The following is a 15,028-nucleotide window of genomic DNA, read 5'->3' on the forward strand; positions in this document are numbered from 1 at the left end:
ATTCTAGTGGCCTGCGGCACACGCGTTTGGGGAAGGGCTCAGAAGAGCCGCGACTCGCTGTCATCCACGCCGCGCATGGCGTCATAATCCAGCGTGACGCAGTCGATGCCGCGATCGTTGGCCAGCACCTTCGCCTGCGGCTTGATCTGCTGGGCTGCGAAAATGCCACGCACCGGCGCCAGCAAGGGATCACGGTTGAGCAGTTCCAAGTAGCGCGTAAGCTGCTCGACGCCGTCGATGTCGCCACGGCGTTTCAGCTCGACAGCCACGGTGGCGCCGTTGGCATCCCTGGCCAGGATGTCCACCGGGCCGATGGCTGTGAAGTATTCGCGCCGGATAAGGGAATAGCCGGTTCCAAGGGTTTCGATCTGCTCTGCAAGGAGCCGTTGCAGGTCTGCTTCCACGCCGTCCTTGATCAGTCCGGGATCGGTACCGAGATCGTGTGACGTGTCGTGCAGTTGCTCGTAGATATTGATGATGAGGCGGTCATCGGTCTTCGCGGACTGGACCGTCCACTGTTCCACCACGCCTTCCTCCACTTCGGTCTCCTCCGGTGTGGTCACCCGGAGCGTGGCCGGGGGGCTCATCCAGTTCAGCGGCTTGTAGGAGCCGCCGTCCGAATGCACCAGCACCGAGCCATCAGCCTTGACCAGCAGCAGCCGGGTGGCGAGGGGAAGATGGGCCTTAAGGCGGCCAACGTAATCAACAGAACAACGGGCTATGACGAGTCGCACCCGCCCCACATTACCGTCTCACCATCTACAACAGAGTGGCTGAGGCAGAATGGAAGCATGCCCCGCTCCAACCGCCCTCGCCGCAACGCGTCCAGCACACGCTCCGGCAGCGCCGGCGGTAAATGGACGGAACCGGCGCCCGAGCTTGACCTCGAAAGGGCCAGGGGTGGGATTGCCCGGCGTGAGAGCGCGCCGGACGGCGACTGGATGGTCCGGACCATGACGGCCAAAAAGGCGGAAAAACAGTACATCTGTCCTGGCTGCTCCACCGCCATCGTCCCGGGTATCGCCCATCTGGTGGTGTGGTCTGACAGCCACCTGTTCGGACAGGCCGCAGGGCTGGCCGAACGAAGGCACTGGCACACCAACTGCTGGACCGGCCGGACGTACCGATACCGCTGATTCGCTAGGCTTGGAACATGACTTTCGACCCCGCCTCGTTCGTGTTCACCCCGCAGGATGCGCCTTCGGAGATCCGTGCTTCCACGGTCCTTCCCGCCCGCCGCGAGAATGTGGAGTTCACCACCGAGGACGGCAAGGTGCTGCTGGGGGAGCTTGCTCTGCCGGAATCGGGAGAAATCACCGCTACCCTGATCACCCTCCACCCTCTGCCAACACATGGGGGGTTCATGGATTCGCATGTCTACCGCAAGGCGTCGTACAGGCTTCCTGCGCTGGCCGGAGTCGCCGTGCTCAGGTTCAACACGCGCGGTACGCAGTCTCCGCGCGGGACCAGTGAGGGCCAGTTCGAGGAAGGCATCGGCGAGCGTTACGACGTCGAGGCCGCCGTGCGGTTCGCCGTGGACCGCGGACTGCCGAACCGCTGGCTGGTGGGCTGGTCCTTCGGCACTGAACTCGCCTTGATGTACGGCGCTGTGGAACCGGTGGCCTCGGAGGTCGAGGGTGCCGTACTGCTGTCTCCGCCGCTGCACCGTGCCACGGACGTGCACCTCAAGGAGTGGGCCGCGTCCGCGAAGCCGCTGACAGTCCTGGTACCGGAACACGACGACTACCTGCAGCCTGCCGAAGCAGCCCAGCGCTTCAGCCTGGTACCACAGGCGCGGCTTGTCGGCGTCGACGGCGCCAAACACCTGTGGGTGGGCGAGAAGTACGCGGCGCGGGTCCTGGATGAAATCGTCGACGACGTCACTCCCGCAGGTGCCGGTGTTGACGGCCTGCCCCGTGAGTGGGCGGGGTCGGTCGCAAACGGCTAGCCCGTCCGCGAACGGCTGGTTCGGGCGGCGCGAAACGAGAAACCCAGACGGTCAGTGCCGGTCCTGGCGCATGATGAAGACTTCCTTGATCAGCAGCATGATGGCGGCCGCTGTAGGAATGGCGATCAGCGCGCCCAGTACTCCGAGGAGACTGCCGCCTGCGATCACCGAGATCACCGCTACGGCACCCGGGACCGCCACCGCGCGCTGCATAATGCGCGGGGAGATGAAGTACGCCTCGAATTGCAGGTAGGCGAAGTAGGCAATCGCGTAGATCACGGCGGTCTGCCAGCCGGCGGTGAGGGCAACCAGGATGACCACCACCGCGGCAATCAGGCCCCCCACCAGCGGAATGAACGCCAGCAAGGCGACGACGAACGCCAGTAGAACGCTGAACGGGATACCCAGGATGGTCATCAGGATGAAAGCAAAGATTGCATTCAGGAGCGCGACGCAGACCTGGCCTATGACGTAGTTACCGACGGAATCGGTGATCGCTTCGGAGAGGGCCTCCACACGGGGCCGGCGGGATCGGGGAGCGAGGCGGTAGGCCCATTTCTTCATGGAAGGCAACGCCGCCAGGAAGTAGAGGCTCAGGACCAGCACGATCAGTGACCCGAACAGGCCATTGGCCACCGTAGAGCCGAAACCGACCACGCCGCCGAAGATCCCGCCCATGGCCTCGGGATCCTTGACGAACTTGTCCAGTTCGGTGGTAATCCGGTCCCGCACGCCAAACTGGCTGTCTGCGTTGCGGAAGAAGTCCGAGTCGAGGAAGCCGCGGATCCAGTCCGGAGCTTGGCGCACGATTTCCGATACCTGTTCAACAATGGTGGGAATCAAAGTTGCGAAGAACCCTGCTACCGCCAGGACAAGGGCCGAGACGGAGATCAGGATGCCGGCCGGCCGGGGGACCTTGCGGGACTCGAGCCAGCGGACCACGGGATCGAGCCCGAGGGCAATAAAAAGTGCGGCAATGATCCACAGGATGAGCTGGGTGGTGTTGCTGGCGATATAAAACACTGCAAGGGCAATACCGACACCGGCTGTACCCATGAAGCCGACGTAGAGGGGGTGCTGGGATGACATGCGCGGGCCCGGGGCGCCGAAGCCATGGTCATCTTCAGGCCGGAGGCCTGCAGATGACTCATCTGTTTCGTCTTCCGGGGGCATTTCGAAGCGGACACGGGTACGGGCTCCCGGAATGGGCTGCCTCAACCTCCGGCCAAGGGCGGCAAGGCGTCCGGTACGTACAGGAACCGTTGCGGCGGTGCCGTCTGACGGGGCATCCACCGCACTAGACCCGGGCTCATCGGCGGGGCGGGGCTCCAAGTGGTCTTTCACGCGGTTTTGCTGCCTTTTCATTAGAGGTAAAGGGCTGATTCAGGCGCAGAACGGGCCGGATATCATGATCATCGCCACACTATCAGGAGCGTGGAATGGCGCCTCGGCGGCGCGATGGCGGGGTTTTCCCGATGTTGGCGAGATCACCTCGATCTGACTCTCTGATAACAAAACGGTTACCCTTGAAGTTCAACGACCGCTGATGATAGGTGATCCTGTGCGTTTGAAGACTGCAGCCGTGCTGGTGCTGCTGGGCCTGCTGACGATGCTGGCCGGCATTGGCCAGCAGACTTTCTGGGCCCCCGCTGAGACTGTGACCGCCTCGGTTCCCAGCGATACCAAAGCTGCCCCGCTGACCGTGATCGACCAAAAGTTGATCGCCCTCCATGACGGGCCGGTGAAGATCAAGATCCAGGGTGAAGGCAACTTCATGGTTGCTACGGGACGCCCGGACGACGTCGAAGCCTGGGTGGGTGAAACTGCCCACACTACGCTGACGGGCGTGTCGGCAGACCAGAAGTCACTTGAAGTGACCTCTGCCGATGGTGAAGCCACCGCGCCCTCACCGGCTGGATCCGATCTGTGGGTCAGTACTGAGGACGCCAGCGGCGACCTGGACTACACCTGGAACCCTCCTGCCGATGGCGAGTGGTCCCTTCTGGTAGCCAGCGACGGAACCAAACCCGCGCCGTCGTCGATTTCCATGACTTTCCCGAACAACGCCACCACCCCCTGGGCTGTGCCGCTGATTGTTCTGGGCATCATCATCATCCTCGCAGGAGCGGCCCTGCCGTTCGTCGCCAAGGCCCTCAGCAACCGCCGCAAGGACGGCCAGGATGACGGCCCCCGCGACGGCGGGGAAACCACTACCTTGCCCGTCCAGTCGCCGTCGGGTGACGCCGGTGGCCGGCGTGGTTCCGAAACTGAAGGTCCAGCCCTCCGGGTTACCGCAATTGCTGCGGCACTTGCGGCCGTCATGGTCGGCGGCACGGCTGTGGCCGCACAGGCAACCACAACACCTTCGGCAACATCCACTTCCTCTGCCGCAGCTCCTGCCGAAGGTGAAGGCGGTACTCCCGTCTTGCTGGAATCCCAGTTGCAGCGGATCCTTGAACAGGTTGCAAGCACCGTCGACGCCGCTGATGCCGCCAAGGATGCGGCCAAGCTGGCTCCCCGGGTGGACAAGATGGAACTGCAGATCCGTACGCAGAACTACAAGATCCGCACCGCCGTGTCCGCCTACGAAGCGCGTATGCCTGTCCGGGCCACGAAGCTTCAGAGCAGTGTCATCAGCACCAAGCGCGAGTGGCCCCGTACGGTCTTCGCCCTGACCCAGGGTGAGGGCAACGTGGTCCCGCAGGTCCTGACGCTGGTCCAGCTTTCGCCCCGCGAAAACTACAAGCTCTGGGGCAGTGCACCGCTGCAGCCTGGCACCAACTTCCCTTCGTTCCCGGTTCCCCGCGAGGGAACTGAACCTGTGCCGGCTGGCGACAATACTGGCTTGGCATACAGCGGCAACGAAGCGCTGGGCATCCTGGCCGAAATGTTGACCACGCCTGACTCCCCGAACCGGAGCAAGCTGGCCGACGGCCAGGCGTCGCCGTACATCGCAGGTGCCCTTGCCTACCAGGCGGACACAGTGAAGAACGGGACCAGCGCCAACTTCAAGTTCACCCACACTCCCGTGACCAACCAGACCGTCGTGCTGCGAACAGCTGACGGCGGCGCGCTGGTGGTAGGACGGCTGGACTTCGCTTTCGAGGGTACGCCCAAGGCAGCAGGCGACAAGCTCCTGCTTGAGGACGATTCCGCCGTCTTCGCCGGGGGCAAGGAAACCACCACGGGCATGGTCCTGAACTTCGCAGAATCCGTTGCCGTCTACATTCCACCGGCAGGATCGGCTGATCCCATGAAGCTCGTTGCGGCTACCCGTGGCCTGGTGGGAGCCAGCTTCAAGTAGGCATTACCCCAGCAGGGCAGCGGCTAGAGTGGACGGTATGAGTTCGCCCGGATACCGACCCACTCCAGCCGCTGCCAGCCAGCTCAACCTTCGCGGCGCCGTAGACCTCTCGTCTCTGCGCCGTCCCGCCGCGCCCCCGGCGCCTCCGGCCGCCGCGACGGCGGATGGCGGCACGGACAGCGGTGGAACACCCAACGGCGGCGACGCCGGCACGGCGCCACTTCGTGTGGATGCCACCGAAACAAATTTCCAGGATCTGGTGCAGCTCTCTGCCCAGATCCCGGTTCTGTTCCTTCTCTGGTCGCGTTACGCGCCGGAATCTCCCGCAGTCCTTGATGCCGCTGAACGCGTGGTGGAAAGCTACGGCGGACGGCTGGTTCTCGCGGCCGCCGACGTTGACGCCTTCCCGCAATTGGCGCAGGCCTTCCAGGTGCAGGCCGTCCCCACTGCCGTTGCCGTGGTGAAGGGCCAGCCCGTTCCCCTTTTTCAAGGTCCCGCAGATGACGCGCAGATCAGGGACCTCGTGGAGGAACTCCTGAAAGTAGCTGCCGCGAACGGGGTGGCGGGGAGCATCGGTGACGCTGCGGCCCAGGGTGAAGAAGCCGAACCAGAGCCCCTCCCGCCACTGCACCAGGCCGCCATTGACGCGATCGAGGCCGGTGACTACTCCGGAGCAGCAGCGTCGTACAAGCAAGCACTCCTTGAACAGCCGGCTGACGCTGACGCCAAGGCCGGCCTGGCCCAGGTTGAACTGATGGCCAGGTTGGAGAACCTCTCTGCTCCCGAGGCAGAAAACCTCCGGGACCTTGCCGCCCAGCAACCGGACAATATCGACGCGCAACTGGGTGTTTCAGACCTCGACGTGTCCGGTGGGCACATCGAGGACGCCTTCAACCGCATCATCACGTTCATTGGCAGGAATTTCGGCCCGGAGCGCGAGACTGCCCGTGTGCGGCTTCTTGAGCTTTTCGAAGTTGTTGGAACCCAGGACGAGAGGGTGGCCAAGGCGCGCCAGGGACTCGCGCGGGTTCTCTTCTAGTGCCGTCCGCGCTGTTCTCCCCTCTGCAGCTGCGATCACTCACCATCCCGCACCGCGGGTGGGTCTCGCCGATGTGCCAGTACAGTTGCCTCCCTGGGACCGGCGAAGGCGTCCCCAACGACTGGCACTTGATGCATCTGGGCTCTTTCGCGACCGGCGGTGCCGCGCTGATCATGAGCGAGGCCGCAGCGGTAAACCCCGTTGGGCGAATCAGCCCCTTGGACGCTGGCTTGTATTCCGATGAGCAGGCTGCCGGTTGGGAACGCGTTGTTGACTTCGTCCACCGGCATGGGGCCGTGGACTGCAAGATCGGGGCCCAGCTGGCCCATGCCGGGCGCAAGGCCTCAACGTATTGGCCGTTTTCCGGCCGCTCTGGTTCCGTTCCGGCGTCCGACGGCGGATGGGTCACCGCCGGGCCGACCAACCTGCCGTTCGACGGCTATGCAGCGCCTGCAGCAATGAGCGAGGAAGACATCCAGGGCGTTGTGGCTGACTTTGCGGCAGCTGCCTCCCGCGCCGTTGCCGTGGGGTTTGACACCGTGGAGATTCACGGCGCCCACGGGTATCTGCTGCACCAGTTCCAAAGCCCTCTCATCAACACTCGAACCGACACCTGGGGTGGAAACGAGGAAGGGCGGAACAAGCTCATGCTCAGCGTGGTGGATGCCGTGCGGGATGTCATTCCCGATTCCATGCCCCTCCTGCTGAGGATCTCGGCTTCCGATTGGGCTGACGGGGGAGTGGATGGTGAGGCGTCAGTCCGGCTGGCCCGTTCTGCGGCTGAGCGCGGTGTTGACCTGGTGGATGTCTCCAGCGGCGGCGCCGTTGCGCACCAGAAGATCCGGGCCGTGCCCGGCTACCAGGCAGGGTTTGCGGAACAAGTAAGGCGCGACGCCGGTGTCCCCACCGGAGCGGTGGGGCTGCTGACGAATGCAACCCAGGCTGAGGACATTGTTGCCAATGGCAGGGCAGATGCGGTGTTCATGGCCCGGGCGGCCTTGCGCGATCCCCACTGGTGGCTGAGGGCAGCCTACGAACTGGGCCACGACATCCCCTGGGTTCCGCAGTACCAACGCGCCGTCCCCCGCCACGGCTTCTAGAACCGGGTTCGGCTCCCGTGAGCGAGGTTAGGCTGGTCACATGACGGAATCACGCCATGAACCCACGCCCACGTCCGCGCCGCCACAAGCCTCCGCGCCGCAACAACAGCCGGCAGCACCACCGCCACAGCCCGGTGCTGCGGCCTCGCCCCCTGGGGGTTCGAGTGCGGGTGCGCCCCTGGCCGCGCTGTCCATCCGAGGCCTGGCCAAGCGTTTTGGCGACAAAATCGCGGTGGACGGCGTGAGCCTCGAAGTGCCTGCGGGTTCTTTCTACGGAATGGTCGGCCCCAACGGCGCCGGCAAGACCACAACATTGTCCATGGCTACAGGTCTTCTTCGACCGGATTTCGGCACGGCTTTGATCCACGGCGTCGATGTATGGGCGCGGCCGCTGGAGGCCAAGAAGCTCATGGGCGTCCTGCCAGATGGCGTGCGCCTTTTTGACAGGCTGACGGGCGAGCAATTGGTGACCTACTCCGGACTTCTCCGCGGCATGGACCGCGAGGTTGTTGGTTCCCGGGTTCCTGAGTTGCTGGCTGCCCTGGACCTTGAGGCCGATGCCGGTTCGTTGGTGGTTGATTACTCCGCTGGCATGACCAAGAAGATCGCCTTGGCCTCCGCGCTGATCCATGCACCCCGTCTCCTTGTCCTTGATGAGCCATTCGAATCTGTCGACCCTGTCTCGGCTGCCAATATCCGTGGAATTCTGGAGGGCTATGTGTCCTCCGGAGGTACTGTCATCGTGTCCAGCCACGTCATGGACCTGGTTCAGCGCATGTGCAGCCACGTGGCGGTTGTGGCCGGTGGCCGGGTTCTGGCAGCGGGACCGGTTGATGAGGTCCGCAACGGTTCAACCCTGGAAGAGCGCTTCGTTCAGTTGGTTGGCGGCGGACACCGGACGGAGGGATTGGAATGGTTGCGCACCTTCTGAGCCTGAAGTGGCGTTTGCTGCTTAACGGATTCAAGCGCAGTCCGTGGCAGTTGGTTGGCATGGCCTTGGGACTGCTTTACGCCTTGGGATTGCTGGTGCTCCTGATTGGAGGCCTCATAGCGCTGCGGTGGGCTGATCCGGAGATCGCCCACACCGTGGTGGTATTGGGTGGAGCAGCCACCGTCCTGGGCTGGGCCATCATCCCGCTCGTCGCTTCCGCAGCGGACATGACCTTGGACCCCGCGCGGTTCACCACGTTCGCCATTCCGCCCAAACAACTCCTGACGGGCCTGGCACTTGCAGGGTTCATCGGCATCCCCGGCCTGGCCACATTGATTGCAGCGTTGGGGACAGTAGGAACCTGGTGGCGGAATGTCCCGGCCGTGGCCGGTGCTTTACTGGGGGCAGTCCTGGGCGCACTGACGTGCATAGTGTTGTCCAAAGTAGTGACGACGGCGACGGCCGGCTTGGCAGCGTCGCGGCGCTTCAAGGATGTCAGCAGCATCATCGTCTTCATACCCTTGGTCTTGCTGGGTCCCATCATGCTGGGAGTTGTGGACGGCGTCCGCGGCAGTGCCGATTACCTTCCAGTGCTTGCCAGGACAGTGTCGTGGACACCCCTTGGTGCGGCATGGTCCCTGGGTGGTGACCTTGACTCAGGCAGTGTGTCCGCAGCGGGGCTGAAACTCCTCATCTCGGTGGCGACAATTGCCGGTCTGCTCCTGTGCTGGCATGTGCTGCTGAAGCGGGCCCTTGTGACGCCGCCATACTCCGGAGGATCTGCCCGGAAGGGCGGGAAACTGGGTCTGTTCGGCCTGCTTCCCGGAACGCCGGCCGGGGCCGTTGCCGCCAGGGCCTTGATCTACTGGTTGAAGGACCCCAGGTACGCCGCGTCCTTGGTGATTGTTCCCTTGTTCCCGGTGCTCTTCTTTTTCAGCGGGTCACAGAGTGGCGGTTATGGCTTGCTCATGATCCTGGGGCCCTTGACGGCTTTCGTCATGGCCTGGTCCATTTGTGCTGATGTCTCCTATGACAACACCGCATTCGCCCTCCACCTCGCCGCGGGGGTTCGCGGGGTCGACGACAGGTTGGGCCGTGCCTTGGCCTGCTTGGCCATATCGCTTCCGATAGTGTTGGTCTTCACCGTAGGGCCGCTGTTCGTCACCGGCGATTGGCAGTGGCTGCCCAACCTGCTGGGGTTGTCGATCGGAACCCTTTTCACCGGGCTGGGACTGTCCTCGGTCATTTCGGCCCGTTACAACATCGCCGTACCACTGCCTGGCGACAGCCCTTTCAAGAAACCGCCCGGCAACGTCGCCCAGACCTTGGCCGTTCAGTTTGTGGGCATGGGCGTCCTGGCCCTCCTGTTGGTGCCGGAACTTGCATTGGTGGCCGTCCAGGCTTTCAGCGGGGGTACTCAAGCCGGCTGGATCAACCTGGTGGCCGGTCCGTTGTTGGGCGTCATCCTGTTCGTTGTTGGCGTCCGCCTCGGGGGAAAATGGTTGGACGCGCGGGGTCCGGAAATGTTCGCCCAACTCAGCGTGAACCGCTAGCTCCGTAACAACCATGCCCATAGATGGGACATGGGATAACGTCTGTGTCAGATAGCTCGTAGACCCTACTTAGAAAGGCCGTGACGATGGAAGTTGTCATTCTCCCTGGCACCAAGCAGATCGGTGCACTTGCAGCCGATGCCATTGAAGCTTTGGTGCGCCGCAAGCCGAATGCTGTGCTGGGCTTGGCCACAGGATCCTCTCCGCTGCCTGTCTATGACGAACTGGCACGCCGTTACGACGCAGGGGGACTGGACTTCAGCGAAGCCCACGGCTTCGCCTTGGACGAGTACGTAGGCCTTGAGGCCGGTCACCCGGAGTCCTACCGCGAGGTGATCCGGCGCGAATTCACCAACCGCGTGAACATCAAGCCGGAGAATGTCCACGGACCGGACGGTGCGGCCGAGGACCTTGAGGCTGCATGCCAGGCCTACGAGGACGCCATCAAGGCCGTGGGCGGCGTGGATCTCCAGATCCTGGGCGTCGGGACCGACGGACACATTGGCTTCAACGAGCCGGGTTCTTCCCTGGCGTCCCGGACGCGCATCAAGACGTTGATCGAGCAGACCAGGAAGGACAATGCCCGATTCTTCGACACCATTGATGACGTTCCCCACCACGTGGTGACGCAGGGCCTGGGGACCATCATGGACGCCCGGCATGTGGTCCTGGTCGCAACGGGTGCCCAAAAAGCGCAGGCTGTGCGCGACTTCGTAGAGGGGCCGGTAGCCGCCATTTGCGCAGCCTCCGTGCTGCAGATGCACCCCCACGCCACCATTCTGGTGGACGAAGCCGCCGCGTCATCGCTGAAACTGGCTGATTACTACCGGCACACCTACGACAACAAGCCGGAGTGGCAGGGGCTGTAGACGGTAAGATGTTTGGCATGACTACGCTTCCTCCGGATCCATTCGAAAACGACCCCATGCGCGAGCTTTCCGGAGCCGGAACGTCCACTGCCACCATTGAGCGCGAGGAAACGCGCCAGGAAGTGGAACCCGGCGACCGTGAGCGGTTTTCCCACTACGTGCGTAAGGAAAAGATCATGGAGTCGGCTTTGACCGGCGAGCCCGTCATTGCCTTGTGCGGCAAAGTCTGGACGCCGGGGCGCGATCCGCAGAAGTTCCCGGTCTGCCCGGAGTGCAAGGAGATCTACGAAGGCCTCCGCCCCGGTAACGACGGTGGAAAAAACGGCGGCCCGGGCAACTCCAAGTAGTGGGTGGGAAGAGAACACAGGTCCCTTCTGATCGTCACCGCTTCATTGTGCGCTTCGGCGTGCCCAATGTGTCGGGGTTATTGGTCGTTGCCATCAGGCCGGGGGAGTCAACATGACAGAGACACTTTTTGGTGGCCCATCCCTGCCTCCGGCGTACCCTGAACGGGCCGCTTGGGGCACTGCGCCCAAGCTTCGCGCTTGGCAGCAGGAGGCCCTGGACCTCTACATGACCCGCCACCCGAAGGACTTCCTCGCCGTGGCAACGCCGGGCGCCGGTAAGACCACCTTCGCGCTGCGTATCGCCACCACGCTGCTGGACAGCGGTGTGGTCAACCGGATTACCATCGTTGCTCCCACCGACCACTTGAAGAGGCAGTGGGCAGACGCCGCAGCCAAGGTCGGGATCGCCATAGATCCCAACTTCAAGAACTCCGATGGCCAACACGGCCGCGGTTTTGTGGGAGTGGCCGTTACCTACGCGCAGGTAGCCAGCAAGCCAATGCTGCACCGTGCGAAGACTGAAGCGGCGCGCACCTTGGTCATCCTTGACGAAATCCACCACGGCGGCGAAGCGCTGTCCTGGGGAGACGGCCTGCGTGAGGCATTCGATCCCGCGGCGAGGCGCCTGTCCCTGACAGGTACCCCGTTCCGTTCGGATACCTCGCCCATTCCGTTCGTCGAATACGCCGAGGACCGCGACGGTATCCGGCGGTCGAAGGCCGATTACACCTACGGTTACGGCAACGCCTTGCGGGATCACGTGGTTCGCCCCGTCCTCTTCATGGCGTACTCAGGCCAGATGCGCTGGCGGACCAGCGCCGGGGACGAGATGGCGGCTTCACTCGGTGAAGCTGCCGTGACCAAGGACATCACGTCCCAGGCTTGGCGCACTGCATTGAACCCCACAGGCGAGTGGATCCCCGCTGTCCTGGCCGCGGCGGACAAGCGCCTCGGCGAGGTCCGGCGGACAGTACCGGATGCCGGTGGGCTGGTCATCGCCACGGACCACGACGACGCCCGCGCCTATGCGGGCCAGCTCAAGAAAATCACGGGCCAATCGCCTACAGTGATTCTTTCGGATGACTCCAAAGCCTCGAGCAAGATTGAGGAATTCTCCGCGGGCGAGCAACGGTGGATGGTGGCTGTCCGCATGGTGTCCGAAGGCGTGGACGTTCCGCGTCTCTCGGTGGGCGTCTATGCCACGTCAACATCAACGCCGCTGTTCTTCGCCCAAGCCGTAGGACGCTTCGTGCGCGCCCGCAAGAGGGGCGAAACGGCATCGGTGTTCCTGCCGTCCGTTCCGCCACTGATGATTCTGGCCAACACCATGGAAGCCGAACGCGACCATGCCCTGGACCGCCCGGAGAAGGACGACGACGGGCTTTTCAGCCCCGAAGAGAACCTCATGGCGGAGGCCAACCGCGAGGACAAAGCCTCGGACGAGCTCACCAAGGGCAAATTCGAAGCGCTGGACTCACAGGCGTCTTTCGACCGTGTCCTGTTCGACGGCGGCGAATTCGGCACGGGAGCGGACATCGGTTCCGACGAAGAACTGGACTTCCTGGGCATTCCAGGTCTCCTCGACGCCGAGCAGGTGGGCACGCTGCTGCGCCAACGCCAGCACGAACAGCAGTCACGCAAGAAGCGCCAGTCGCCCTTGGCCGCTGCAGCTTCTCCTGCCGTGCCTGACCACCGCATGCTCATGGATCTTCGGAATGAGCTGGCCAAGAACGTCGCCGCGTGGTCGGCCCGTACCGGCACCCCGCATGGCGTCGTCCATACCAAGCTGCGTGAAGTGTGTGGCGGCCCGGCAGTTGCCCAGGCAAACGAGGAGCAATTGCAGGCGCGCCTGCGCAAGCTCCAGGACTGGTTCATCGGCCGGAAATAGCCGGTTCCAGCTCCAGCAGATACGCCAAAGGGCGCCGCGGTTGCGGCGCCCTTTGCTGCAATTCCGCTGTCTCAGTCGCGTTCAACTTCGACGCCGGCAGCTTCCATTTCGTCGAACACCCCGGCGAGGTCTTCGGCAATTCCTGCGGTAAGTCCGGCAATGACCGTAGTGCCGTATCCGGCCTGCACGGCGTCGAGCGCTGTCGACCTGACGCAGTAGTCCGTCGTTAGGCCTACGACGACGACCTCTTCGACGTCGTGGCTTTGCAGCCAGTCGTCCAGGCCAATGGCGTCTTCGTCGAAGACTTCAGCTACGGCTGCACCTGCCTTGAGGTCTCCGGACGGAACGTCGTCCTCTGGGGCCAGGACGCCCTCGAATCCGGAGTAGGCCGCCGTGTATTGGCCCTTGCGGAAGTACGCCTGGATGTACTCGGGATCCAGGTCCTCGTGCAGCTCCGCGCCTTTGGTCCGGGCTCGGCAGTGTGGGGGCCAGGAATCCACCATGTCGGGGTCATCGGAAAAGTGGTCACCCGGTTCGATGTGCCAGTCCTGGGTTGCCACGATGTGGTCGAAGTGTTGCTGGTTGGCGTCTACATATTCCGTGATGGCTCCGGCGATCGCCGCACCCCCTTCGACGGCCAGGGTGCCGCCCTCGCAGAAGTCGTTTTGGACATCGACGATGATCAGGGCGCGGGACATCAGTTCTCCTCGTAGACGGTGGGAATGGCGGCCTCGCCGCGCTGCAGGCGATTGACGACGGCGGGAAGCTCGGCCATGGTTGCGGCGTGCCTCTCCTTGGCGCGGATCACGCCTTCGGGCCCTGTCCAGCCCGGCAATACCTCGCCGTTCTTCACGAACTGGTGGAGCAGGGCGCGGTCGTTGCCGTCGTCTTCGGGACGGTGGCCGATGCCCACGACCTCCTGGGTGGCGCGGCCGCGGTCATTGAGTTTGCGGAGGGCGTATTTGCGTCCACCAACACTGGCCTTGTTCTTGGCGGCCTTGGCCACCGAGATGAATTCCCCGGCGTCGTTGGTGCGGCTGACCAGCTTGTAGACCATGCTGGCGGTAGGGGCACCGGAACCGGTGACCAGCGATGTTCCAACGCCATAGGAGTCCACCGGGGCAGATTGCAGGGCCGCGATAGCGAACTCGTCGAGGTCCGAGGTCACCACGATGCGGGTGTTGACGTTGCCGAGGTCATCGAGCAATTGGCGGACCCACTGTGCCTGCGCAATCAGGTCGCCGGAATCGAGGCGGACTGCCCCGAGTTTGTCGCCGGCCAGTTCGACGGCGGTACGCACGGCCGTTTCGACGTCGTAGGTGTCCACCAGCAGCGACGTCCCGGGTCCGAAGGCCGCGATCTGCGCTTCGAACGCTTCGCGCTCGGTGTCGTGGAGCAGTGTGAAGGAGTGGGCGGCGGTGCCGACGGTCTTGATGCCGTAGCGGCGACCGGCCTCCAGGTTGGAGGTGCTGGCGAAGCCGGCAATCACGGCGGCGCGGGCTGCCGCCGTCGCCGATTCCTCCTGGGTGCGCCGCGAGCCCATCTCGATGCAGGGGCGGGTGCCGGCCGCGGAGGTCATCCGCGAGGCAGCGGATGCAATGGCGCTGTCATGGTTGAGGACTGACAGGATGAAGGTTTCCAGGATGCAGGCCTCGGCAAACGTGGATTCCACAATGAGGATGGGGGAGTTGGGGAAGTAGGCGTCACCTTCGGCGTAGCCCCAGATGTCGCCGCTGAACTTGTAGCCGGCAAGGAAGTCCAGCGTCTCTTGGTTGACCACCTTGTTCTGTTCCAGGAATGCCAGTTCGGCGTCGCCGAACCGGAAGTCGGCAATGCCTTCCAAGAGGCGTCCGGTGCCGCCCACCACGCCATAGCGCCGGCCGTCGGGCAAGCGCCTGGCGAAGGCTTCGAACACCGACCGGCGATGCGCTGCACCCGAGTGCAGGGCGGCCTGAAGCATTGTCAATTCATAGTGGTCTGTGTACAAGGAAGTTGCGGGATGGTCCCAGGAGGTGGCTCTACTCACGAATTCACTCTAGTGCGAGCCGC

General features: G+C 63.7%; 14 protein-coding genes. 10 read left to right on the forward strand and 4 right to left on the reverse strand.

Features of this window, described 5'->3' with window-relative positions; translation table 11 throughout:
* Positions 1 to 38: 38 nt before the first annotated feature.
* Positions 39 to 734 carry an endonuclease NucS gene (nucS, locus tag GVL04_RS07515; RefSeq protein ID WP_159701997.1) on the reverse strand — a complete coding sequence of 232 codons (696 nt, stop codon included), beginning with the start codon at positions 732 to 734 and terminating at the stop codon, positions 39 to 41.
* A gap of 57 nt (positions 735 to 791) precedes the next feature.
* On the opposite strand from nucS, the gene GVL04_RS07520 reads away from it, so the two are divergent.
* On the forward strand, positions 792 to 1,136 hold the full coding sequence (locus GVL04_RS07520; RefSeq protein WP_159702000.1) for an ATP/GTP-binding protein: 345 nt from the start codon (positions 792 to 794) through the stop codon (positions 1,134 to 1,136).
* Positions 1,137 to 1,153: 17 nt separating this feature from the next.
* Positions 1,154 to 1,948 carry an alpha/beta hydrolase gene (locus GVL04_RS07525; RefSeq protein ID WP_159702003.1) on the forward strand — a complete coding sequence of 265 codons (795 nt, stop codon included), beginning with the start codon at positions 1,154 to 1,156 and terminating at the stop codon, positions 1,946 to 1,948.
* 51 nt (positions 1,949 to 1,999) lie between these two features.
* On the opposite strand, the gene GVL04_RS07530 is transcribed toward GVL04_RS07525, so the two are convergent.
* Positions 2,000 to 3,292, reverse strand: coding sequence for an AI-2E family transporter (locus GVL04_RS07530; protein WP_159702006.1), 1,293 nt, complete (start codon positions 3,290 to 3,292; stop codon positions 2,000 to 2,002).
* Between the two features lie 202 nt (positions 3,293 to 3,494).
* Here GVL04_RS07530 and GVL04_RS07535 point away from each other — a divergent pair, with 202 nt between their 5' ends.
* The 8 genes from GVL04_RS07535 to GVL04_RS07570 all read left to right on the forward strand — a co-directional run bounded on the left by GVL04_RS07535 (position 3,495) and on the right by GVL04_RS07570 (position 12,979).
* A complete protein-coding gene (locus GVL04_RS07535) occupies positions 3,495 to 5,252 on the forward strand; it encodes a hypothetical protein (protein WP_159702009.1) in 1,758 nt (585 codons plus the stop codon).
* A gap of 37 nt (positions 5,253 to 5,289) precedes the next feature.
* Positions 5,290 to 6,291, forward strand: a complete 1,002-nt coding sequence (locus tag GVL04_RS07540; protein ID WP_159702012.1) for a tetratricopeptide repeat protein — start codon at positions 5,290 to 5,292, stop codon at positions 6,289 to 6,291.
* Complete coding sequence (locus tag GVL04_RS07545) at positions 6,291 to 7,391, forward strand: NADH:flavin oxidoreductase/NADH oxidase (protein WP_159702015.1); 1,101 nt, start codon at positions 6,291 to 6,293, stop codon at positions 7,389 to 7,391. The genes GVL04_RS07540 and GVL04_RS07545 overlap by 1 nt, the downstream gene beginning before the upstream one ends.
* 40 nt (positions 7,392 to 7,431) lie before the next feature.
* Complete coding sequence (locus tag GVL04_RS07550; RefSeq protein ID WP_159702018.1) at positions 7,432 to 8,322, forward strand: ABC transporter ATP-binding protein; 891 nt, start codon at positions 7,432 to 7,434, stop codon at positions 8,320 to 8,322.
* On the forward strand, positions 8,304 to 9,875 hold the full coding sequence (locus GVL04_RS07555) for a transporter (protein ID WP_159702021.1): 1,572 nt from the start codon (positions 8,304 to 8,306) through the stop codon (positions 9,873 to 9,875). Before GVL04_RS07550 ends, GVL04_RS07555 begins: the two co-directional genes overlap by 19 nt.
* 86 nt (positions 9,876 to 9,961) lie before the next feature.
* Positions 9,962 to 10,744 (forward strand): glucosamine-6-phosphate deaminase, encoded by a 783-nt coding sequence (gene nagB, locus GVL04_RS07560; RefSeq protein ID WP_159702380.1) that lies wholly within the window; start codon positions 9,962 to 9,964, stop codon positions 10,742 to 10,744.
* Positions 10,745 to 10,752: 8 nt separating this feature from the next.
* On the forward strand, positions 10,753 to 11,091 hold the full coding sequence (locus GVL04_RS07565; protein ID WP_089595519.1) for a DUF3039 domain-containing protein: 339 nt from the start codon (positions 10,753 to 10,755) through the stop codon (positions 11,089 to 11,091).
* 112 nt (positions 11,092 to 11,203) lie between these two features.
* Complete coding sequence (locus GVL04_RS07570; protein WP_159702024.1) at positions 11,204 to 12,979, forward strand: DEAD/DEAH box helicase; 1,776 nt, start codon at positions 11,204 to 11,206, stop codon at positions 12,977 to 12,979.
* A gap of 71 nt (positions 12,980 to 13,050) precedes the next feature.
* Here the strand turns inward: GVL04_RS07570 and GVL04_RS07575 are convergent, their stop codons facing one another.
* The gene (locus tag GVL04_RS07575; RefSeq protein WP_159702027.1) at positions 13,051 to 13,677 is read right to left on the reverse strand and encodes an isochorismatase family protein; all 627 of its coding nucleotides are present in this window, start codon (positions 13,675 to 13,677) and stop codon (positions 13,051 to 13,053) included.
* Positions 13,677 to 15,005 (reverse strand): nicotinate phosphoribosyltransferase, encoded by a 1,329-nt coding sequence (locus GVL04_RS07580; RefSeq protein ID WP_159702030.1) that lies wholly within the window; start codon positions 15,003 to 15,005, stop codon positions 13,677 to 13,679. Before GVL04_RS07580 ends, GVL04_RS07575 begins: the two co-directional genes overlap by 1 nt.
* Between the last annotated feature and the right edge of the window lie 23 nt (positions 15,006 to 15,028).

The sequence above is a fragment of the Arthrobacter sp. 18067 genome (assembly GCF_902706295.1).
Taxonomy (GTDB): Bacteria; Actinomycetota; Actinomycetes; order Actinomycetales; family Micrococcaceae; genus Arthrobacter.